The sequence below is a fragment of the Streptosporangium sp. NPDC006013 genome (genome assembly GCF_040614275.1).
Taxonomy (GTDB): Bacteria; Actinomycetota; Actinomycetes; order Streptosporangiales; family Streptosporangiaceae; genus Streptosporangium.
This window is the reverse complement of the sequence record NZ_JBEXUE010000168.1, coordinates 1-19046: the sequence shown is the minus strand read 5'-3', so window position 1 is coordinate 19046 and position 19046 is coordinate 1. Positions and strand designations below refer to the sequence as shown.

Sequence of the window (19046 nt, the reverse complement as noted above, 5' to 3'; positions counted from 1 at the left end):
CGGGTGGCCATCGCCAGGGCGCTGGCCACCCGCCCCGACGTGCTCGTCTGCGACGAGCCGGTCTCCGCGCTGGACGTGTCGATCCAGGCCCAGGTGCTCGACCTGCTCGCGGAGATCCAGGCGGCGGACGGGACCGCGATGATCTTCATCTCACACGACCTGGGGGTGGTCCACCACGTCGCGGACCGGGTGCTGGTCATGCGCGCCGGGCGGGTCGTGGAGGAGGGGTACGTGGATGAGGTGTTCTTCCTGCCCGAGCACGACTACACCCGCGAGCTGCTCGGCGCGGTGCCCAAACTGGTCTCCGCGGGGCCCTGACCGAGAGCGCGGACGTCGGGTAGGAGCAGGACGCCCAGGCAGGAGACGGCCAGCAGCGCCGCCGCCCCGTAGAGGGTGGCCGTCGCGCCCGCCGCGCCGGCCAGCGGTCCGGCCAGGGCCATACCGAGGGGCGTCAGCCCGAGGGAGAGCAGCCAGTCGTAGGCGGACACCCGTGAGATCGCCTCGGCGGGGATGTGTTCCTGCACGGCGGTCTCCCAGAGCGGGGACATGAACGCCAGGCCGCCGGTCGCCAGCCCGAAGGCCGCCGCGACGGCGAGCGCGGGCGCGCCGGCGGCGAGCAGGGTCAGCGGGAGCGCGCCGAGCGCGAGCGCGATGTTGGCCACCACCAGGGGGCGTCGGGGCCTCGCCCGGAGTGCCAGCAGCGCGCCGCAGAGGGCGCCGACCGTGCCGCCCTGCACGATCGTGCCCCAGGCGAGCTCACCGCCGAGGCTCGTGACGGCGATCACCGGCCCGATCGTGATCATGGCGCAGCGGGCCAGGTTCCACAGCGAGTGGCCGATGAGGTTCGTCCAGTACCACCGGTGGCGGCGCAGCAGCGCCCAGCCCTCGGCGAGCTGCCCGAGGAACCGCTCGTGCGGCACGGGCGGGATCGGCCCGAGCCGGAGGCGGCCGAGCAGCACCGCGCTGGCGGTGAAGGTCGCGGCGTCCAGCAGCAGTGCCCAGCCGGGGCCGGCGGTCAGCGCGAGGGCGGTGGCGATCCCCGGGCCGAGCAGTACGGACCCGCGCTGGGCGATCGCCATGAGCGCGTTGGCCCCGGGGAGGTGCTCGGCCGCCACGGTGGCGGGCACCAGACCGGTCGTGGCGGGCAGGAAGAACGCGGAACCGGCGCCGGAGACCGCGGCCAGTGCCGCCAGGTGGACGATGTCGACGGTGCCGGTGACCAGCTCGACGCCCATGACGGCGTGGGCGAGGCCGCGGACCAGGTCCGCGCCGATCATCACGCGACGGCGCGGCAGCCGGTCGGCCCAGACGCCGCCGGGCAGCATCAGCGCCACCATGGCGATCGACTGGGCGGCCAGTACCACCCCGAGGTCGGTGACCGAGCCGGTCGCGGTGACGATCGCCAGCGCGAGGGCCACCGAGGTGACGGAGTCGCCGAGACTCGACAGGGTCTGGCCGGCCCACAGCAGGCGGAAGCGGGGGTCCCGTAAGGGGACCCAGGAGTCTCGCAGGGGGGTCATGGGGCGAAATTACTACGAAATCAAAATATATGCATCCGTATAAATGATGACCCGATGGAGCGCCGTGTCACCCGAGGGTGACCGGGAGGGTGCCCGGCATCGCGGCGGCGAGGGGGCGCGGGTGTCCACCGTGATGACGCCGTGATGACAGCCGTGATGACAAGGGGGCATTGGTGCACCGGCCCGTCAGGGCCGCGGGCGACCGCCTCGGCGGCGCGGGGTACCGGTTCGGGGTGCCGCCGGGGCCGAGACCGGCCGCCGCGACGAGGGCCGCGTTACCCTGTGGGCATGTCAGAGCCTGACTCCGTCGATCGGCACATCGCGCACTGGTCCCGGGAGCTGTCCGACCTCGACCCGCAGATCGAGGGGATCTTCACACGGATGCAGATGATCGTGCGGCTGCTCAGGCGCAACAAGGACAGCTGGCTGGCCGCCGGAGGACTCAAGCACTGGGAGTTTCAGGTCCTGCAACACCTGGTCGCGGCAGGGCCGCCCTACCGGGCGACCCCGTCGCTGCTGGCCGAGTGGCTCGACACCCACCCGGCCACGATGACCAACCGGCTCGACCGGCTGGAGCAGGCCGGATACGTCGACCGCGTGCACGACCCCGGCGACCGCCGCCGCCTGCTCGTCGCACTGACCCCGGCCGGGCGTGCGATCTGGCAGGAGCGGATGGACGACAGCGGCCTGGAGGAGCAGGACCTGCTCGCCCCGCTCGACCCCGGCGACCGTGAGCTCCTCGACGACCTCCTGCGCCGGATGGTCCGCGCGGCGGAGGCGGGCGGGCCGCCGCTGATGCCCGACTGGCCGTCAGGCCCGGACACGGAAAACCGCATGTCGAACCGGAGAACGGCTGGTTAGCATGAGAGCATGACCTTCTTGGTGATGCTCTCCCCCGCAGCCGGGGTCACCTGACGTCTTCTTGAGGCCCTGAAACGGGGCCTTGATCTGTTTTCGGGCTCCAGCGGAGGTTCCGATGTCCCGAATCCTGCTCACCACGACCATCCCGTACGTCAACGCCCGTCCCCACCTGGGCTTCGCCCTGGAGCTCGTCCAGGCGGACGTGCTCGCCAGGCACCACCGCCTGCTCGGCGACGAGGTCAGGTTCCAGACGGGCACCGACGACAACTCGCTCAAGAACGTGCGGGCCGCCGAGGCCGAGGGGATCGCCGTACGGGATCTCGTCGACCGCAACGCCGCCGAGTTCGCCCGGCTGGCGGGACCGCTCTCGCTCTCCTACGACGACTTCATCCGTACCAGCGCCGACCCCCGGCACCGGCCCGGTGTCGAGCGGTTCTGGCGGGCCTGCTCCGCCGACCTGTACCGCAGGCACTACGAGGGCCTCTACTGCGTCGGCTGCGAGCAGTTCTATCCGTCCGACGAGCAGTGCCCCGAGCACGACGCCCCGCTCCAGCGCGTGTCCGAGGAGAACTGGTTCTTCCGCCTGTCCCGCTACCGCGACGAGCTGTACGGCCTGATCGACAGCGGCCGCATTCGCGTCGAGCCCGCCGAGCGCCGCAACGAGATCCTGGCCTTCATCGCCGCAGGGCTGTCCGACTTCAGCGTCTCCCGCTCCCAGGCGCGGGCACGCGGCTGGGGCATCCCGGTGCCGGGCGATCCCGGACAGGTGATCTACGTGTGGTGGGACGCGCTCGGCAACTACCTGACCGCGCTGGACTACGCGAAGGGAGAGCACGACGACTGGTGGTCCGGCGCCGACCGGCGGATCCACGTGCTCGGCAAGGGCGTCCTGCGCTTCCACGCGGTCTACTGGCCGGCGATGCTGCTGTCGGCGGGGGAGTTGCCGCCGACGGACATCCTGGTCCACGACTACCTGACCGTGGACGGCCGGAAGATCAGCAAATCGACCCTCTCCGGCGGTGTGGGCGCCGCCACCGGAGTCCTCGACGTCTCCGGCCGCTCCGGTGGCGGCTCCGCGGGAACCGATCTCTCGGCCGTCGACCCGATCGGACTCGTCGAGGCGTACGGCGTGGACGCGGTCAGGTGGTGGCTGCTGCGGGAGGTGCCCAGGGTCGGCGACGTCGACTTCACCGCGAGGCGGCTCATCGCCCGCCACGACGGCGAGCTGGCCGACGGGCTGGGCAACCTCGTCAACCGGGTGGTCAGCATGGTCCACCGCTACCGGGACGGGATCGTGCCCGAAGAGCGTGAGACGGCTCTGGACGAGGTCAGAGGTCAGGCCCGAGGCGTGATGATCGAGGCCCTGGAGGCGTTCGACTTCCGCGCGGCCACCGCCGCCGTCTACGCGGTCGCCGAGGAGGCCAACCGGTACGTCAACCGCACCGAGCCGTGGCGCCTCGCCCGTGAGGGCTCGCCCCGGCTCGATGCGGTCCTCGGCACCCTGGTCGCCACCTGCAGGGAACTGGCGGACCTGCTGGCCCCCTTCCTCCCGGACGCCTCGGCGCGGATCGCCGGCCAGTGCCGGGGAGAGCGGCTTGCCGACCCGGTCCCGCTCTTTCCTCACCACCGCCCTCGGGGCCCCGCCCTGGCCCGTGCGGAACAGCGGATGACGTCATCCGTACCCTCACCGCACCCGAGCATCGTCACCGCGAGAAGAGCCGGCGGGTGAAGCGGGCGCCGGAAGCCATCAGGCGGGTCGCTCAGGCCAGTCGCCGTGCTCCCGCCGCCGGGGTCGCCGGGTAGATCTCCGGTGCGGCCCAGCCACGCTCGGCGTAGGCCCGGGTAACGGCCTCCCGTACGGACTCCACCCGCTCGTCGGCGACCAGCGCGATCGCCGAGCCGCCGAACCCGCCGCCGGTCATCCGCGCCCCCCGGGCACCGCCCCTGATCGCCGACTCCACGGCCACGTCCAGCTCGGCGCAGGACACCTCGAACTGGTCGCGCAGCGACAGGTGGGAGGCGTTCAGCAGGGCACCGATCTCCCGTACCGCTCCGGCCCGCAGCAGCCCGATCACCGCCTCGACCCGGTGGTTCTCCGTCACCACGTGCTGGGTGCGCCTGCGCTCGTCGCCGCTCAGCCTGGCGAGGGCGCCACCCAGGTCGGTGACGTCGCGCAGCGCGTCGAGGCCCAGATATTTCGCGGCGTTCTCGCAGTCACGGCGGCGGCGGGCGTACTTCCCGTCGGGGAGCTCGTGGCGCACCCCGGTGTTGATGATGAGCAACTGGAGGCCGTGGCTCGCCAGGTCGAACGGGATGTTCCTGGTGCTGAGGCTCCGGCAGTCCATGAACAGGGCCTTCCCCTCCTCCGCGAGGGCCGAGGCCGCCTGGTCCATGATCCCGCACGGCATGCCCACGAAGTCGTTCTCGGCCTTCTGCGCGTCCAGCGCGATCTCCATCTTGGTGAGGCCGAGCTCGTACAGCTCGTTCAGCGCCGTACCGACGACCACCTCAAGCGCCGCGCTCGACGACAGCCCCGCTCCCTGGGGCACGTCCCCGTCGATCACTATGTCCGCGCCCCCGGCCGGGTGCCCGGCCCCGCGGAGCACCCAGAACATCCCGGCCACGTAGCGGGTCCAGCCCTCGGCCTGGTCGAGCGTCGCGAGCGTGACCGGCTCGTCCACCTGCAACGACCGCAGCCGGATCACCTCGTCCTCGCGCGGCGAGACCGCCGCGGTCACCCCCCACGGCACCGCGAACGGCAGCACGAATCCGTCGTTGTAGTCGGTATGCTCCCCGATCAGGTTGACCCGCCCCGGCGCGTGCCACACCCCGGCGGGCTCCGTTCCGTACGACTCCCGGAAAGCTTCAACAACGCGCATGATCCAACACTCCTCAACAAGGTCCACCGTTAGGGTAGCGAGTCCCCGGAACCAGGCTCCGCCAAAGGTCACATCTTGAACCCGTCCCGCCCGGCAAGTGTGCGAACAGCGCCCACGTTTGGTTGAATGCCGCAGTACGGCGTGCACGAGGGGCGGTAGCTCAGCCGGTTAGAGCAGGGGACTCATAATCCCTGGGTCGCGGGTTCGAGTCCCGCCCGCCCTACCCCTTGTGATCATGAAGAAAGTGCCCTTGACCTGCATGTTTGCAGTCTAGGGCGCTTTCGTCGTGTCCGGCTGTCCATGACTGTCACTGATCGTTTGCGGCTGGCCGTGCCGAATACGTGCCGAAGTTCCAGGGAGATCGTCAGGCTTCACCGAGCGCTTCGGAGATCCGGCGTTTGGCGGTCTCGTCCTGGCCGACGATGCATTTTGCGTAGATCTTTAGCAGTACGTCGACGCTGTGCCCTGCCCACGCTGCGACCTGGGTAGGGGGTACCCCGGCGTTGAGCCAGGTGGACAGGCAGGCGTGCCGGAGATCGTAGATGCGCTTGCCGAGCGGGGAGGCATACTCGGCTTCGGTCAGCACCTCGACACGGGCCTTATCCCATGCCCGCCGGTAGGTGATGGTCGGCAGGTCTCCACCATTGATCCCGCTGAACAAGCGGCCATCCTTGTCGGGCGGGAACGAGGCCAGGTGGGAGCGGAGAAACCTGACAAGCTCGGGAGCGCAGGGGACGGTACGGCTGTCGCCTTCAGCGCGGTGCTTGAGCTGGCGGGCCTCCCGCTGAGTGCCTGCGTCGGTCCACTCCTTGCCGACGTCGGGAGCCGCCAGGGGGTGGTCGCCGAGAATCCTCCCCAATGTGGTCTTGAATGCCATGCAGCAGACATGGCGCATGCCGAGGGGGAATGCCGCCTCTACGTCTGGCCGTTCGGCGTCGCTATCTTCCATGTCGTCGAGGAACTCGAACTTCCCAACATCGCACGCTTGGCCGTATGGCGCAGAAAGACGTACGCCAGAGAGTTGGAATGGGCCTCAATGCGCCTTTCTGATCTGACAGGGGAGTTAGTCGAGGCATCCTACGTACTGAGCACTTATTGGCTTCACCAGCCGTCATGGCCAGGGCATGAGATAGATGCAGCGCTCCGCATCATGTGTGCGCCATGGGTGCTCTTAGAAAGAGACTCAGAGGCTACAGAGGCGTCACTCGCGCATGCGGAACTAGTCGAACGCTCCTTGCTGGCCGAAGGATACGAGCCAGCGGAAATGATTCCCTTTGGGATCAAAGGGATATCGATCGGGTATGCCTCTTGGTCTGGAGTCGTGTACTGCCCTACCGCCCCCCGGCGTGCGTTGGCCGAAGATGAACTTGTCACCATTGAGTTGGCCACTCAAGCCATGTGGGCGTACTGCGAGTACATCAATCGACAGGTAGAGCAGGGTATGGACCCTGAAGTGCCCGAACCATACAGCTGGCGCTTCCTGCGGGGCGTCCGTTCTCGACTGACGAACGCCCGTCCACAAGAGACCGGGCAACATAGGTCTATGCGTACTGCGATCCTGGATACGAGCGGCCTTATCGGCCACCTTTCCCAGGCGATCGACATTCTCAGAGAAACCAGCGAAAGGTAAGCCCGTGTTCAACAGTTCCGCGGTTCTAGTCGTGGTAGATGTTCAGAACGGGTTTGTTCGGGAGCAGTCGGCCCACGTGGTTCCAGTCATCGTGGACGTAGTGAGTCGCTGGCAGGCCGCAGGCGGCGACGTGGTTTTCACTCGGTACTTCAATTACGCGGGAAGTAACTTCGAGCGACTGTTCAAATGGTCCAAACTCATGGAATCACCTGAAACGGATATTGTCCCCGAACTTATCCCATACGCGAACAAGGCGACGGCTGTAGTCGATAAGACTGTGTATAGCTTTTTCAACGAAGAGGGCATAGCTCTCGTAAGCAGCCAGGGATGGACTGACATCTATATTTGTGGAATCGCAACGGAAAGCTGCGTTCTCAAAACTGTAGTTGATGCGTTTGACCATGGCGACCACCTGACGCCATGGCTCATTGAAGACGCATCTGCCAGTCATGCGGGCCAATCCGCTCATAATGCCGGAGTTCTAGTGGCGTCTCGATTCATTGGTCCTACCCAGATCATCAAGGTCGCCGATATCCCGTGGGGCGAGCTCACCACAGCAGTGTAAGCTGACATCTAGTTTTTCCATACTGGAAGCTTGCCCTAGAAATATCAGCAGGCTATTTATCTCTTTCGGAGTGCCCCACGCTAACGCGCGCCTGACCGTTCACGGCAGGCTTTTTTGATCGTGGAGCGGCATCGGCAGAGCTGGAAGTAGGCCTCACATCGCCGCCGAGGATGGGCGTCTCGCACCGATGTGGGGAACGGTGGAGTAAGACATGTCCGCGCTTGGGAGAGCAGATCCCTACGGGTGCATCCCAGAGATGGTCGCCAACGCGGCAAACAGAGGATGCAGCACAAGAACATCCTTTTCCGCTGAGCACGCGAGCATGCGCGCGACAACCTCTTTGTGGGAAAGTTCTTTCACGGACACATGTGGTTTTATGTACCATGCCAATAGATCAACAAAGTCGTGTCCGTTTATGCATTTAGAGGGTTCAATTGAAATCAATGGGCGAAGTCGCTCAATTTCTATCAGGAAATTCTGTTTGAAGTGGAATGCGTTGTTCTTGTTCAGAAATCGATCGAGGAAAGCAGTTCTATTAAAGAGGATCTTCCCGTCTTTCTGTTCACAGCATCTGGTGGGGTCTAGCCACTGCCAGTCTAAGTTCAATGATGACTTGGCTGCCCGAAGGAGGAACAGCTCCTGTAGGGTTGGGAAAAGCTCTGACGCAATATCGATCCCTCGCAGCGCAGCAGGAGAGTGTAGCCCAACTTTAATGTATTTTCCGAGGTGATTATGTGAATACCAATAAGATTCGAGACAGCTATAGTCTGTTAGTATCAGATAACGCGACGGGGGGAGTCTCTCGTTGAGAAGCCAGTAGAAGTCGCTATCGATAATGCATCTAATCGAAAGATTGCTCTGACTAGCCTGCGTTCCCCGTTCTAGGGCAGCAGCGAGTGTGATCACCCGTTGCCGCGCCCCTGATGTGAAACCATGACTTGCGACGAGCGCATCTGGAACGTCTACTCGATTGATCTCGAATACCTTAACCTTTGTGTCGGACAAGAAATACTCAAGAAGCAAACGATCGGTTGATCCTTCCACGAAGATATCAATCAAATCCGGCTCTAGGTAATGGAGCGCCAGTATTTCCGAGATGGTGCGCCTGGGGGGAGTGTCCGTCATTATCTTTAAAGTGGTCTCAGCGGGGCGACGCTAGCTTGATGGTCGGAAAGTAGTTCTATCGAGTGGGTGGCGAGGATCACTTGAACGCTGCTGCCCTTTGTGCAAGCGAGAAGTGCAGGTATCAATTCACGCTGCCATTTTACATTCAAAGATAGCTCTGGTTCATCCACGAAAAATACGCTGTTGCGCTGGCGTGCAGAGACCAGGTTGCACATGAGGGTAAACAAATGCTTTTCCCCGGATGAAAGCTTGTCCGGCGGAAGTACCACCCCTTTGCTGGTGAGGATGACGAAACCGGTTCGGATATTGAACGTAATGGTTTTGTCTCGCAAGAAAGCATTTAGGCGTCCAGTAAACTCTCTCAACAACTCATAAAGGTCATTAAGAGCATCAAGCCTGGCTCGGATCCCGTCTACGTAAGGACGAAGCAGGCGCACAATCAAACCTCGCCGCTCGCCTGATGCGGCCTCGATTGCTGCAACTAGTACGCTGATATCCAAAGGCGAAAGGAGGCCGAAGTTGCTAAGCGCATTAGTGCGATCAGACACCTCCAGCAGTTCCCTTACCATGGTGGCTGCTAGTTCATTAGCTTCCTTTATGTCGTCTTCAACATTTACATGTGCACTTAGATGCTGCGCAACATCTCCGTAGATCGTATGTGTATTCTGCGACCCAACATCGGCACCGCTCAGAGCTTGTCTCCTCACCCACGCCGTGGCGCGCTCGAGGGCAAACTCTAGATAATTGTCACGAACTCCTGCGTCTGTTCCTGTAATCTCACGGTAATATCGCTCTACGCGTCCTAATTCGGTATGGCGTAGCGAGGTGGTGGGAGTGAGATCGTTATTTAGCGTCCGGTCATCACCCAGCATATAAGAGTCAATTTTGATGAGGTTAAGGGCCTCTTCACTAAAGCTATGGATATGTGTCGACTTGGGTACTCTAAGTGTTCCCCGATCGACATCCACTTCGGCCCGATAGTAGAGGGACTCCACCGTGTTTCCGGCTCGAATCACCTCAAGCTCGAAGTCCCCGTCTGTTGGCGCAGGCCTGCTCGCGCGAAGCCGAACATCGCTACTAAACTCGACGACGAACTCTTCAAACGGAACCTGCGCGACAGCAGTTTTATGTCCCCTGCTTTCGGCGTTCGAAATTAGGTGATGTGCTACACTTAAAATCGTTGTTTTGCCCGCACCATTGTCTCCGTACAAGATGGCAATTTTAGTGTCGAGTATATGGGTTGTACTTGGCAAGCAATAATCGTATTGGCCAAATAGTTGTTTAACCCATATTCGGGTTATGGTCAGACGCGGCTCGGGCGCTGCCTGTGCGGCGATCTCCCCTTGCTTCAAGCTTGCTCTCCTGGGCTAGCTGTGGACAACCGCCATTTAGGCGGATAAGCCAGTTTACTGTACGCGTCGCTACTCAGCTCGATGTGACAGATTTTGATCTAGCAGGACTATGTGCCATGAAGCACGCAAAATGGGATTAAGTGGGACATTTTATGCTTCCCTAAAGCTCGTTCTGAGGTCGGGTAGGTGGTCGTGAATCCTATCAATCGCCTTGGATGTGGAAGAGAACCTGCTGTGTTCCGTTGAATGTGTCCAGCGTCGTCGCATCGCGCCGTCCCCAGAGGGTGGAAGGAGTGTGCCGCGAAATGGCTGCTGGGGTTCTCTGTCGAGTTTGCCAAGCACTGACTGCGAACAAGCCGGTCAGGCATGCTTCATGCCGAAAGGGTCGTTACGGGTTTGGCGTGGGATGGGGCCGTCTTCCTTCTCATATGTGGGCCAATCGTGGGCCAGGTACCTCGTGGGCAGCGATGGTGAGTTGCATATGTGCAGGTCCCTGTAATCCTCTCCGGAGCCGAGACTGTATGAGGGACTCAGCCCTCCGCTGCGCCAAATACGTGCCGAAATGCTGGGCGGCTATGTCTCACCGAAACTATTGCCGCAGGTAGAGAGCATGATCACCGGTTCTTGCGACTGTGACTCATAATCCCTGGGTCGCGGGTTCGAGTCCCGCCCGCCCTACCCCTTGTGACCATGAAGAAAGCGCCCCTGACCTGTGTGTTCGCGGTTGGGGGCGCTTTTTCGCGTCCGGCGGTGTGCGGCCGTCGCCGGCTGTGGTCACGCCCGTGGACGTGGCGTACGAGCATCCAGAACCCGCACGCGGGGCGCCACGCCGGAGGGTGGGCCGCTGTTAAAGGTGCGGCGCCGCGCATGGTGAGAAGCGCGGCGAGGTCGGGTGGAAGGTTCGAGGCCGCGCTCATCGGGACCCGGCGGGTGCCAGGCGGAAGGCGATGGCCGGTGTCGAGGAGTGGGGTGCGGGTGATCCCACGCTGTCAGGTGGCTCCAGAGTCAAATGTCAGTAAAGAAGTCAAGAGTTGGTATGGCCAGGTCAGCGCACTCCTTGACCGAAACGATAAGGATTTAGTAGAAAATCCTAGTAAACCCGGATTGGAGGAGTTCGAACATGCGAAGTCGACTGGTCGGCGCCCTGGGCGTGGTGGTTCTGGCGCCGGTGATCGTTGCGATCCTCGGGGTCGAGGCGGCCGGGGCCTCCACGTGCACGGCGACGTACCAGGAGGTCAACTCCTGGTCCTACCAGGAGAACGGGTCCTGGGTGACCGACAACATGGTCGAGATATCGATCAAGAACACCAGCCCCTCGATCATCGACGAGTGGCAGCTGAACTGGACGTGGCCGGGCAAACAGAAGGTGACCGTCTCTCTGGCCGGCCGGATGGACCAGTCGGGGGCCGATGTCACCGTCCACAGCAACGGGTCGTGGAATCCCATGAAGCCGAACGCCGCGGTCCAGCTGGCCTTCATCCAGCGGGGGGCTTCCGCCGCCCCCGCCCCGACCGTGACCTGCACTCCCGTCCAGTAGCACCCGGAACACCTTGACCCTCCTCACCCGACCTCCATCCGCAGAGGCGGACGGCATCGCTCGTCGGGCCGCTCGCTCGCGTCGCCAAGTAGGAGGGCGGTATCCGCGTCCGGGTGCGCACGGTGCCCACCCGTACCCCTGCTCCCCGGGCGTGAATCCGCGTCTCACGCACAGGTCGGCGGCAACCGCTGAACCTCGCCCGCCGGGTGGAACCACCCTGGCCATGGCTCGTCCCCCGAGACGAGCCGGCAGGGGTCAGGCGACCTTCGAGGCGGGAGCCTTCCAGGTGTTGCAGGCGCCCGGCTTCTTCGACGCGTAGCCCTGCTCGAACCAGTGGAGACGGTTGGCAGGCTTGCCGTACCAATTGAACCTGGCGTACTCCTTCGGCGTCTCGGCGGTGAGGAGGGGCTTCCAGTTCTTCGCCGAGCGTCCCAGGCTCCTCATGGAGATCCCGCCCAGGCAGTCGGCCTGCAGGTAGTAGCGGTGCATCTGCTCGTCGCCGTCGTCGTGGTTCTCCCCGCCGGCCGGCAGTGCCCACCACGCCGCGCCGATGCCGGTCTGCCCCTGGATGAACACGGCGTAGGCCCGGGTGACCTCGACGAGGATGGCCTGATCGGACTTGGCTTTGATCCAGTCGGAACCCAGCTGTATCTGAATGGAGCGGTGGCAGTGGGCGGCGAAGGAGCCGGACACCTGCAGACCGGTGAGGCAGAGACCGTCCTCGACCTTGGCCTCGATGCTCACTCCGGCCGGGACGAAGTCCTTGATGGTCTTGCGCCAGGCGGAGTTCAGGCAGCCGACGACCTTGTTGAGGTACTTCGTGGTGGAGGCCTTGGTGGTGCCCTTGGTCGCCTTGCAGGAGACCGAGGGGAGGCTGCCCTGCTTGTAGAGCGGGTTGTGGGTCAGTTCGGGGGCTCCGACGATGGGACCGGCGGATGCGGTGGCCGTACCGGTGAACAACAGGGCGAACACCCCGGCAGTGGCCGCCAATGTGCGAATCATCATGAAGCATGATCGTAGGGGCGGACGCAACGCGTGGTGTATCTCGTTATCCAACCGCTCTTGCCCGTACTGAGGTGCTTAGCCCCTTTTGGCCGGTAGCGAGGGAGGGCTCGATGCCCCCCCGGTCTCGGCCTCGACGGTTCCTCCCGACCGAGGCGGGGTCAGCGGTCGAATTCGCCGGTTTTGATGCCGTGGACGAAGGTGCCCCATTCGGCGGGGGTGAAGAGCAGGTTGGGGCCGTTGGGGTCCTTGCTGTCACGGACCGCGACGACTCCGGGCAGGTTGGCGGCCACCTCGACACACTGGCCGCCGTTGTCCGAGGAACGCGATGATTTCCGCCAATTGGCGGCTCTCAGGTCCATTTCTGCTTCAATTCCTCGATCTTCTTGAGAAAACACGATCCAGAATGGGAACGGGGTCGTGTTGCCTTGCGGCACTTTTAAATTCTGAAAGGTTGTTTTCTCCTGACCGGAACCGGTTTAGTGGTCGAACTGGTTGGTTTTGATACCGTGGACGAAGGTGCCCCACGCGGTGGGGGTGAAGAGTAGCTTGGGGCCGTCTGGGTCTTTGCTGTCCCGGACGGCGACCACCCCGGGCAGGTTCGCGGCGACCTCGACGCACTGGCCGCCGTTCGATCCGGAACGTGATGACTTCTGCCACACGGCGGCTCTCAGGTCCATTTCTGCCTCGCATCCTGGATCATCTTGAGCGACATATGGTCAGGATAAGCCCATCCCCGTATCGCTTCATAGCGCTTCCATATTGAGGCCACAAGGCTGGGGTCGGCCGAGTTGTGTCCTTCTGCCGAAGAGTCGGCGTGAATGACATCCGGCTGCCCGTTTGGAAGCTCGGCGATCATGAACGCTCCCAGGAGCCCTAGCAGGCACCTCTGGTCGACGATCTGGAGCGAAATGGTGGGGTGCTGAGTGACCTCTAGCAGGTAATCGAGCTGGTCGCGCATGACCTTGGAGTCCCCGACTGGACGACTCAGCATGCCGGCGTCGACAAGAGTCAGGAACAAAGGAGGATCGTCTCGGTCCAGGATTCGCCGGCGCTGGACTCGGGCCTCGATGTTTTCCTCGACTTCCTGTGAGGTGATCTGGGGTTCCTGGCTGAGGACGTGGCGGGCATAAGACTCCGTCTGGAGAAGGCCCGGGACCAGGAGGGGATCCCAGGAACGAAGGATGAGGGCGGTGGGCTCGATCTCCTCGATCCAGTCCTGGAACCAGATCGGTCCGCCCGGCTGGGCGATGATGCGCTCGTAGAGTCGGACGAAGGAAGTGTTGCCGGTCGTTCCGAAGAGTAGGTCGAGCCTCTCGGCGTCGGATCTTGACGGCGTCCGGCTGGCGCTCTCCAGGCGGCTGATCTGGGTCTGGGTGCAGCCGAGGCGTCTGGCCACGGCGGTCTGTGAGAGCTGGGCGGCCAGCCGCAGGCGGCGCATCTCGGCGCCGAACCGCACGCGAGGGGATCCAGGGTCGAGAGACGGCGCACTGTCCATCATATTTCCTCTCGAATTGGAAAAAACGGACTTAATATCCGGCCGGTGATATCGAATCCAGTCCGGGTAGACCAACAGCTGTCATCATCCGCTCTAGCCTGGATTGCCGATCCGGTAGCAGGCCAACTACCGGTAAGGCAGTCTAGGCATAGAAATCCTCTTCACGAAAGCACAAGAAAGAAAGTGGTTAATCACCTTCTTGATCAGAGAAAGGTCGGGCCGCACATGAATAAGGCAGCACTATTTCACGCTCCGGCCGCGAACATCGGAAATCACTCGAAAAGGAGGCCGGCGACGGCAGGAGACCTTTCGGTTGGCCAGATCGCAGTTTTGGTCGGCGAGAACATCCCTCCGCCGGGGCCGACGCCGGTGGCCGGAACCTGCGGATCGCCTCGAAGTCACCCTTTGCTGCCGGACGGGAATGTGAAGGGTGTGGCGAAGGCGGGCCGGGTGAGTGAAGATTGATACGTCCCGGTGTCAACCCCTCCGGAGGTACTGAATGCGCGTCGCCCGGTTGCTGGCAGCCAGCTTGGCGCTGGTGATGCTGACCTCGGGATGCACTTCCGAGTCCTCCCTGGGAGGGGCGGTGGCGGAGCTACAAAAGGACACCCAACGCCTGGAGGGCAATAGCATCTTTAAGAATCCGCTCAAGAAACTGCGCATTGTGCAGCGCCCGGACAAGGACATCCGCTGTGACAAGGATAAGTTCAAACGATCGCTGCGAGCTACGGCCGATTATGAGCGCGTCGATGAACCATTGGATGTTCACCTGGATCGAGCCCAAACGCTGATGGAGAACACCCTTGCCCAGGTTCTCGGCTACAAGCTGGAGTTCGACTTCAGTCAAATGGAGACGGAGGAAGGGCGGTTCATCTATGGCGTAAAGAAGGATCCTGATATAACGGTGACCGTATATGTAGCCCCCGAGGCTCCCACCTGGCGGCTGCATGCGGTGACTGCCTGTCTGTCGCGGTAAGGAGGCGGCTCAGTCCCAGATGCTTATCTCCTCCTTGGATCGTTCGCTGGCCTGGTAGGTTGAGGCGTCCTCAGCCTTGTCGTCGAGTTTTCTGTTGCTGTCCATCCAGCGTTCATAAGGTTCCAGCTTCTCCTGTAACACCTGCTCCCATTTCTTGTCATCGCTGGCTTCTCGTTTCGCCTCTGCCATGAGTTCGTCATAAGACTTGAGGTTTCCGGTGTTTTTGTTGATGAGTTCGGCAGGTGGGGCGCTCGCTGGATAATCGGCATTATGAAGGAGGCTGGCCATATTGTATTTCAGGCGCAGAACGAAGTCCGCCCGAGCTCCGGTGGCTTTCTCTACCCGTGACTCGATGCTATCGGCCACATCGAGGATGGTGCCGACGCCATATGCTTTGGTCAGTTCCCATCCCGCTGCGACGACCTCACCCGCAATGGGAATCCCGTCGATTCCGAAGGAGACGGTGTTCTTGACGATGTCACGGATCAGGTCGTCAGTGGCGTCCATTTCGCCACGTACCTCCAGTGTCGCCTTGAACTGCACGCCGGCCAGGTCGCCGAACATCTTCGCTGTGTCCTCGAAATATCGGGTCGAGCCTTGCGCATCCAAACGAGCCGCTGCCGTCAGCGTGTCATGACGGAACTGTGCTGCGGTCGCGTCGAAGTCGTCGGTAACCCCCTTGTCGCCAACAAAGGTCTTCAGAAAGCGATACGTGTCGCCCGGACTGAGGTAGAACGCGGGGGTCACAGGAGGAAGGTGAACCCAGTTCTCTGGGACCCCCGTTCCGGAATCGCGGTAGACGGCCTTGTCGAATCGGGCTCCCGACGCCAGCTCGTGGATGTACGACTTCGCGATCACGCCCATGGAGTCGCTGGCGACCGTCGGCAGGTCGGCGCCGAAGGAGCCCGCGACCTTTATCGCGTCCAGGGCGAAAGCTGCGGCTTCCGGGCTGTGTTGTCCTGCTTTCTCGGTCGTGGCCTCGGATCCCGCCTCCAGCACCCGGCCGAAGGCGTCGGCCACCTGGTCCCCGGTGCCCGCCTCCTTGGCGTAGTCGAGGAACAGCTTCATCTTGTCGGTCCGGCTCAGTGTGACCTCGGCCCCGCCCACCTTGGCGAACGCGTCCCGTACCGCCGTACCGTCTCCGGCGAGCACTTCCAGCCCCATGGCGACCAGGTCGGAAGGCAGGCCGTACGCCTTCGTCTCGGTGGGGCCGGCGGCGCGCCAGTCCTGCCGGGGCTTCTTCGCGAACTCGTCCAGGACCAGCGCGCGGGCCGCCGCGCTGCGGACGGAGGAGGGGGCGTTCGCACCCTTGAGCAGCGCGAGCCGGTTCCACGCGGCGGCCTTGTTGTCAGCCGGTTTCACCAGGTCGGCTCTGACCTGGGCGAAGGCCGGGACGAGGGCGGGAGCGTTCAGGGCCGCGCCGAGAACCTTGCTGAAGGCGGCCAGGTCCTGTTTGGCGGTCTTACTGCCGGTGCTCGCGATGAGGTCGGGCAGGCTGTTGCGGACCTTCGGGGACAGCAGGGCGAAGAAGGCGGCGGCGGCCTGGGGGTTGTCGGCGAGTTTGGCGACATCGTCGATGTGCTCGTGGATGAGCTTGGCCTGCGACTCGCCGTGGAAGTTCACCAGGATGTCCTCGCCGTACATCCTGGCCAGGCCTTGGGCGATATCAAAGTCCTTCAGCTCGTCGGGGAGCCGGATGAGCCCTTGTCCGCCCGCCGCCATCGAGGCCGCGCCCCCCGCTCCGCCCAGCCCCGGGGCGCCGTTGCCCAGGGTTTTGATCAGGTCGATCCGGCCGTGGAGCATGGAGACCTGCCTCCCGCCCCAGTCGGCGATGTCGGTGATCTCCCGGAGTGCGGGGGCCTCGACCCCGTTCTGGCGGAGCTTTCCCTCGAACTCCCTGCTGAACGCGGTCAGCCGGTCGGCGGCGCCGCGCAGGGAGGTGGCGAGCTGACCCATCTGTTCGGGGTCGATTCCGCAGAACTCGGCGGTCGGTGCCATGGAACGTTCCCCCTCATGGTCATGACGGTCACGTGCGTCCGGCCATCTCCCGGCGCATGGCGTCCGCCTCTGCCTCGGTCACCAGCGGGGGAGAGCGGCGCAGCTCCTCCTCGACCGCGTCCACCATGTTCTGGGCGAGCCGTCCGAGCCGTTGATGCCGGTCTTCCAGCTCGCTGGTCCAGGTGGTGGCCGTCGGCCCCGTCCACACCCGCCCCGACCGCATCGCCGAGGAGGCGTGCTGGTATGCCTGCCGCACCTCATGAGCCCGGTATTCGGCTTCGACGAGCAATTGCCTCAGCCGTTCGTGCCGGGGACTGGGCACCATCCGCTCGGCCACGCCACCCCCGTCCTTTTCATGACCCCGTGATGAAGGAAAAAGTCGCATACCAGAGTAGGTATTGATCGTCTAAATCGGCAAGTCCGGTACCCGGCCGGCATCGCGCTTCCGCCGGTGGAGCCATGACCACCCGAACGGGCGAAACCAATATTTCGGTCATTCCCTCTCATGCTGGAGCGACCACTCCACCCAACACCATCGGAATAAGGGATGACGCTGTTCGAAAAGCACATCGACGCGATAGAAATCGCCGTCAAGACCGCGTACTGGATGTGTTTCGTCGCCGGTTTCGCGCTGCTCTTCGCCGGTCACATGACCGTGCTCATGGCCATCGCGATCGGCATCATGTGGCTGTCCCGTGTCACCCTGCATCACATCCAGGTGACCCGGGCGCGCTGGGACGATGCGACCGCCGAAGAACTGGAACTACGGCGTGAGCAGCAGCACGCGCACCGTGAACGAGAGCTGCGCCTCCAGATCCGGCGACTACAGCGGCCGGAGGGTCGTGGCGGTGGGTCATCCGCCGGCGGCACCTGAGCCATATCGCCTGCCATGCGCCTGTGGAACGTCATGGTCTGCCCCCACAGCGATCGACTTGAACGGTGACACGGTGCTCGGACGTCTCGATGAGGCCCCGATCCGGGATGAGCGGGAGGAGTTCAGGAAGCGCCCGACCGATAGCACGCGTCGCCATCGCGGACGGATGCGAGCGATGACCTTCCGAAGTCGTTGACCCTGTAAAGGCTCCCGCCGGGGGAACGAGGGCGAAGTCCCTCCCGGCGGTTTAGCCGTTCCCCGGTGCCAACTGCTCGTGGAGGGTCCTGACATGCCGGAAGAAGCGACCGGAACCCTTGCGTGCCACGAAGGCGTCCAGCTCGGGGATCCGCCCCCGCGCCTGTGACCGTCGGGCGAGGCGGGCAGCCAGGGCGACCAGGTCGATGTGGGCGGTGGTGGGGCGGCTGCCAGGGGCGGGGAGCAGGGAGGGCAGCGCCGCGGCGAGGGCTCGCCAGATGTGACGGTGGGTTCCGTTCGCGGACTCGGCCTCCAGGGCGTCGACCAGGAGGCGGAGCGTGATCTCACCCTCGAGCACCCGCCGGGCGAGTTCCGCGCCGATCTCCTCGGCGGGCAGGTCGCCGGTGGCGGCCAGGCTCCGCAGGGCGCGGAACGCGTGGGAGGTGTCGCCGGAGGTGAACGGGCCGGGGAGGATCCGGTTGGCGAGGAGAACGCCGACGGCCCGCCCGGCGGGTCCCTCCGCGCCTGCCAGGTCGATCAGGCGCAGGGAGTCCATCGCCGCGCTCCAGCCGGGCACCGGCTGGTGTGGTACGAGGTGGGCGGCGATCACCTCCCGGTGCGAGGGCAGGACGGCGGCCCACCAATCCATCATCCCGCCGAGGTGCCCGCCCGTCACGGGGTTGACGTGCCGGGGCTGGTCGGCGAGCAGTTCGTCGACCAGCGGCAGGCCGGTGGGGGCGGTCTCGACGGTGCATGCCATCCAGACGCGCGAGCCGAGCCCGTCGTCCTCTCCCGACCGGTTCACCCGCACCTCGGGGTCGGGCAGCCCGCCCTCGGCCAGCCAGCGGGCCGCCCGGCGGCCCGCCTCCGATGTCAGCGCCCCGGCCCGTACGGTCACCGCCGGGTCGACCCGGCGGGGCAGCCTGAGCAGAGCCTGCTGGAAGTCGGCGGGCAGCGGCGTCGCGCCCGACGCCTCCAGGGCCTCCAGCCTGGCCACCAGCTCGGCCGGGTCGAGGAGGCCGTGGGACAGGCTC

At 64.1% G+C, this 19046-nt stretch carries 20 protein-coding genes and 1 tRNA gene; 9 read left to right on the top strand and 12 right to left on the bottom strand.

Annotated elements, in window-relative coordinates:
• On the top strand, positions 1-318 hold a 318-nt coding region (locus ABZ260_RS24545; protein ID WP_355621854.1), incomplete at its 5' end, for an ABC transporter ATP-binding protein.
• Here ABZ260_RS24545 and ABZ260_RS24540 read toward each other — a convergent pair.
• Positions 264-1520: an MFS transporter gene (locus ABZ260_RS24540; RefSeq protein WP_355621851.1), complete on the bottom strand. Its 1257-nt coding sequence runs from the start codon at positions 1518-1520 to the stop codon at positions 264-266. The genes ABZ260_RS24545 and ABZ260_RS24540 overlap by 55 nt on opposite strands.
• Before the next feature lie 288 nt (positions 1521-1808).
• On the opposite strand from ABZ260_RS24540, the gene ABZ260_RS24535 reads away from it, so the two are divergent.
• Together ABZ260_RS24535 and ABZ260_RS24530 are read left to right on the top strand one after the other, a co-directional pair.
• Positions 1809-2381 (top strand): MarR family winged helix-turn-helix transcriptional regulator, encoded by a 573-nt coding sequence (locus ABZ260_RS24535; RefSeq protein ID WP_355621848.1) that lies wholly within the window; start codon positions 1809-1811, stop codon positions 2379-2381.
• Between the two features lie 115 nt (positions 2382-2496).
• Entirely contained in the window at positions 2497-4110 is a 1614-nt protein-coding gene (locus ABZ260_RS24530; RefSeq protein ID WP_355621845.1) for a methionine--tRNA ligase, read from the top strand.
• A gap of 31 nt (positions 4111-4141) precedes the next feature.
• Here ABZ260_RS24530 and galK read toward each other — a convergent pair whose 3' ends face one another.
• On the bottom strand, positions 4142-5260 hold the full coding sequence (galK, locus tag ABZ260_RS24525) for a galactokinase (protein ID WP_355621842.1): 1119 nt from the start codon (positions 5258-5260) through the stop codon (positions 4142-4144).
• A 149-nt stretch (positions 5261-5409) separates the two neighbouring features.
• Here galK and ABZ260_RS24520 point away from each other — a divergent pair.
• Positions 5410-5483: transfer RNA gene (locus tag ABZ260_RS24520), tRNA-Ile, on the top strand.
• 141 nt (positions 5484-5624) lie between these two features.
• Here ABZ260_RS24520 and ABZ260_RS24515 read toward each other — a convergent pair.
• Positions 5625-6137 carry a hypothetical protein gene (locus ABZ260_RS24515; protein ID WP_355621839.1) on the bottom strand — a complete coding sequence of 171 codons (513 nt, stop codon included), beginning with the start codon at positions 6135-6137 and terminating at the stop codon, positions 5625-5627.
• A gap of 9 nt (positions 6138-6146) precedes the next feature.
• Between ABZ260_RS24515 and ABZ260_RS24510 the strand changes: the two genes are divergently transcribed.
• Together ABZ260_RS24510 and ABZ260_RS24505 are read left to right on the top strand one after the other, a co-directional pair.
• Complete coding sequence (locus tag ABZ260_RS24510; RefSeq protein ID WP_355621836.1) at positions 6147-6890, top strand: hypothetical protein; 744 nt, start codon at positions 6147-6149, stop codon at positions 6888-6890.
• Positions 6891-6894: 4 nt separating this feature from the next.
• Entirely contained in the window at positions 6895-7455 is a 561-nt protein-coding gene (locus ABZ260_RS24505; RefSeq protein WP_355621833.1) for an isochorismatase family cysteine hydrolase, read from the top strand.
• Between the two features lie 237 nt (positions 7456-7692).
• Here ABZ260_RS24505 and ABZ260_RS24500 read toward each other — a convergent pair whose 3' ends face one another.
• Complete coding sequence (locus ABZ260_RS24500) at positions 7693-8580, bottom strand: hypothetical protein (protein ID WP_355621830.1); 888 nt, start codon at positions 8578-8580, stop codon at positions 7693-7695.
• Positions 8581-8585: 5 nt separating this feature from the next.
• Positions 8586-9932 carry an ATP-binding protein gene (locus ABZ260_RS24495; RefSeq protein WP_355621827.1) on the bottom strand — a complete coding sequence of 449 codons (1347 nt, stop codon included), beginning with the start codon at positions 9930-9932 and terminating at the stop codon, positions 8586-8588.
• 1120 nt (positions 9933-11052) lie between these two features.
• On the opposite strand from ABZ260_RS24495, the gene ABZ260_RS24490 reads away from it, so the two are divergent.
• Positions 11053-11469 carry a cellulose binding domain-containing protein gene (locus ABZ260_RS24490; protein ID WP_355621824.1) on the top strand — a complete coding sequence of 139 codons (417 nt, stop codon included), beginning with the start codon at positions 11053-11055 and terminating at the stop codon, positions 11467-11469.
• 255 nt (positions 11470-11724) lie between these two features.
• Here ABZ260_RS24490 and ABZ260_RS24485 read toward each other — a convergent pair whose 3' ends face one another.
• The 4 genes from ABZ260_RS24485 to ABZ260_RS24470 form a co-directional block, all read right to left on the bottom strand.
• Positions 11725-12474, bottom strand: coding sequence for a hypothetical protein (locus ABZ260_RS24485; RefSeq protein WP_355621821.1), 750 nt, complete (start codon positions 12472-12474; stop codon positions 11725-11727).
• A gap of 158 nt (positions 12475-12632) precedes the next feature.
• The gene (locus tag ABZ260_RS24480; protein WP_355621857.1) at positions 12633-12833 is read right to left on the bottom strand and encodes a DUF397 domain-containing protein; all 201 of its coding nucleotides are present in this window, start codon (positions 12831-12833) and stop codon (positions 12633-12635) included.
• A 117-nt stretch (positions 12834-12950) separates the two neighbouring features.
• Entirely contained in the window at positions 12951-13151 is a 201-nt protein-coding gene (locus ABZ260_RS24475) for a DUF397 domain-containing protein (RefSeq protein ID WP_355621818.1), read from the bottom strand.
• Positions 13142-13930, bottom strand: a complete 789-nt coding sequence (locus ABZ260_RS24470; protein WP_355621815.1) for a helix-turn-helix transcriptional regulator — start codon at positions 13928-13930, stop codon at positions 13142-13144. Before ABZ260_RS24470 ends, ABZ260_RS24475 begins: the two co-directional genes overlap by 10 nt.
• A 538-nt stretch (positions 13931-14468) precedes the next feature.
• On the opposite strand from ABZ260_RS24470, the gene ABZ260_RS24465 reads away from it, so the two are divergent.
• Entirely contained in the window at positions 14469-14945 is a 477-nt protein-coding gene (locus ABZ260_RS24465) for a hypothetical protein (protein WP_355621812.1), read from the top strand.
• 9 nt (positions 14946-14954) lie between these two features.
• On the opposite strand, the gene ABZ260_RS24460 is transcribed toward ABZ260_RS24465, so the two are convergent.
• Entirely contained in the window at positions 14955-16943 is a 1989-nt protein-coding gene (locus ABZ260_RS24460) for a hypothetical protein (protein WP_355621809.1), read from the bottom strand.
• Between the two features lie 28 nt (positions 16944-16971).
• Positions 16972-17280, bottom strand: a complete 309-nt coding sequence (locus tag ABZ260_RS24455) for a hypothetical protein (protein WP_355560962.1) — start codon at positions 17278-17280, stop codon at positions 16972-16974.
• Between the two features lie 210 nt (positions 17281-17490).
• Between ABZ260_RS24455 and ABZ260_RS24450 the strand changes: the two genes are divergently transcribed.
• Positions 17491-17817, top strand: coding sequence for a hypothetical protein (locus ABZ260_RS24450; RefSeq protein WP_355621806.1), 327 nt, complete (start codon positions 17491-17493; stop codon positions 17815-17817).
• A gap of 247 nt (positions 17818-18064) precedes the next feature.
• Here ABZ260_RS24450 and ABZ260_RS24445 read toward each other — a convergent pair.
• Positions 18065-19046, bottom strand: a 982-nt coding sequence (locus tag ABZ260_RS24445) for a hypothetical protein (RefSeq protein ID WP_355621803.1), incomplete at its 5' end; no start/stop codon positions are given.

Excerpts from the sequence above, each read along its gene's own strand:
- ABZ260_RS24540 (WP_355621851.1), bottom strand. The coding sequence starts at position 1,520 with ATGACCCCCCTGCGAGACTCCTGGGTCCCCTTACGGGACCCCCGCTTC.
- ABZ260_RS24535 (WP_355621848.1), top strand. The coding sequence starts at position 1,809 with ATGTCAGAGCCTGACTCCGTCGATCGGCACATCGCGCACTGGTCCCGG.
- ABZ260_RS24530 (WP_355621845.1), top strand. The coding sequence starts at position 2,497 with ATGTCCCGAATCCTGCTCACCACGACCATCCCGTACGTCAACGCCCGT.
- galK (WP_355621842.1), bottom strand. The coding sequence starts at position 5,260 with ATGCGCGTTGTTGAAGCTTTCCGGGAGTCGTACGGAACGGAGCCCGCC.
- ABZ260_RS24515 (WP_355621839.1), bottom strand. The coding sequence starts at position 6,137 with ATGGCATTCAAGACCACATTGGGGAGGATTCTCGGCGACCACCCCCTG.
- ABZ260_RS24510 (WP_355621836.1), top strand. The coding sequence starts at position 6,147 with ATGGCGCATGCCGAGGGGGAATGCCGCCTCTACGTCTGGCCGTTCGGC.
- ABZ260_RS24500 (WP_355621830.1), bottom strand. The coding sequence starts at position 8,580 with ATGACGGACACTCCCCCCAGGCGCACCATCTCGGAAATACTGGCGCTC.
- ABZ260_RS24490 (WP_355621824.1), top strand. The coding sequence starts at position 11,053 with ATGCGAAGTCGACTGGTCGGCGCCCTGGGCGTGGTGGTTCTGGCGCCG.
- ABZ260_RS24485 (WP_355621821.1), bottom strand. The coding sequence starts at position 12,474 with ATGATGATTCGCACATTGGCGGCCACTGCCGGGGTGTTCGCCCTGTTG.
- ABZ260_RS24480 (WP_355621857.1), bottom strand. The coding sequence starts at position 12,833 with ATGGACCTGAGAGCCGCCAATTGGCGGAAATCATCGCGTTCCTCGGAC.
- ABZ260_RS24475 (WP_355621818.1), bottom strand. The coding sequence starts at position 13,151 with ATGGACCTGAGAGCCGCCGTGTGGCAGAAGTCATCACGTTCCGGATCG.
- ABZ260_RS24465 (WP_355621812.1), top strand. The coding sequence starts at position 14,469 with ATGCGCGTCGCCCGGTTGCTGGCAGCCAGCTTGGCGCTGGTGATGCTG.
- ABZ260_RS24460 (WP_355621809.1), bottom strand. The coding sequence starts at position 16,943 with ATGGCACCGACCGCCGAGTTCTGCGGAATCGACCCCGAACAGATGGGT.
- ABZ260_RS24450 (WP_355621806.1), top strand. The coding sequence starts at position 17,491 with ATGACGCTGTTCGAAAAGCACATCGACGCGATAGAAATCGCCGTCAAG.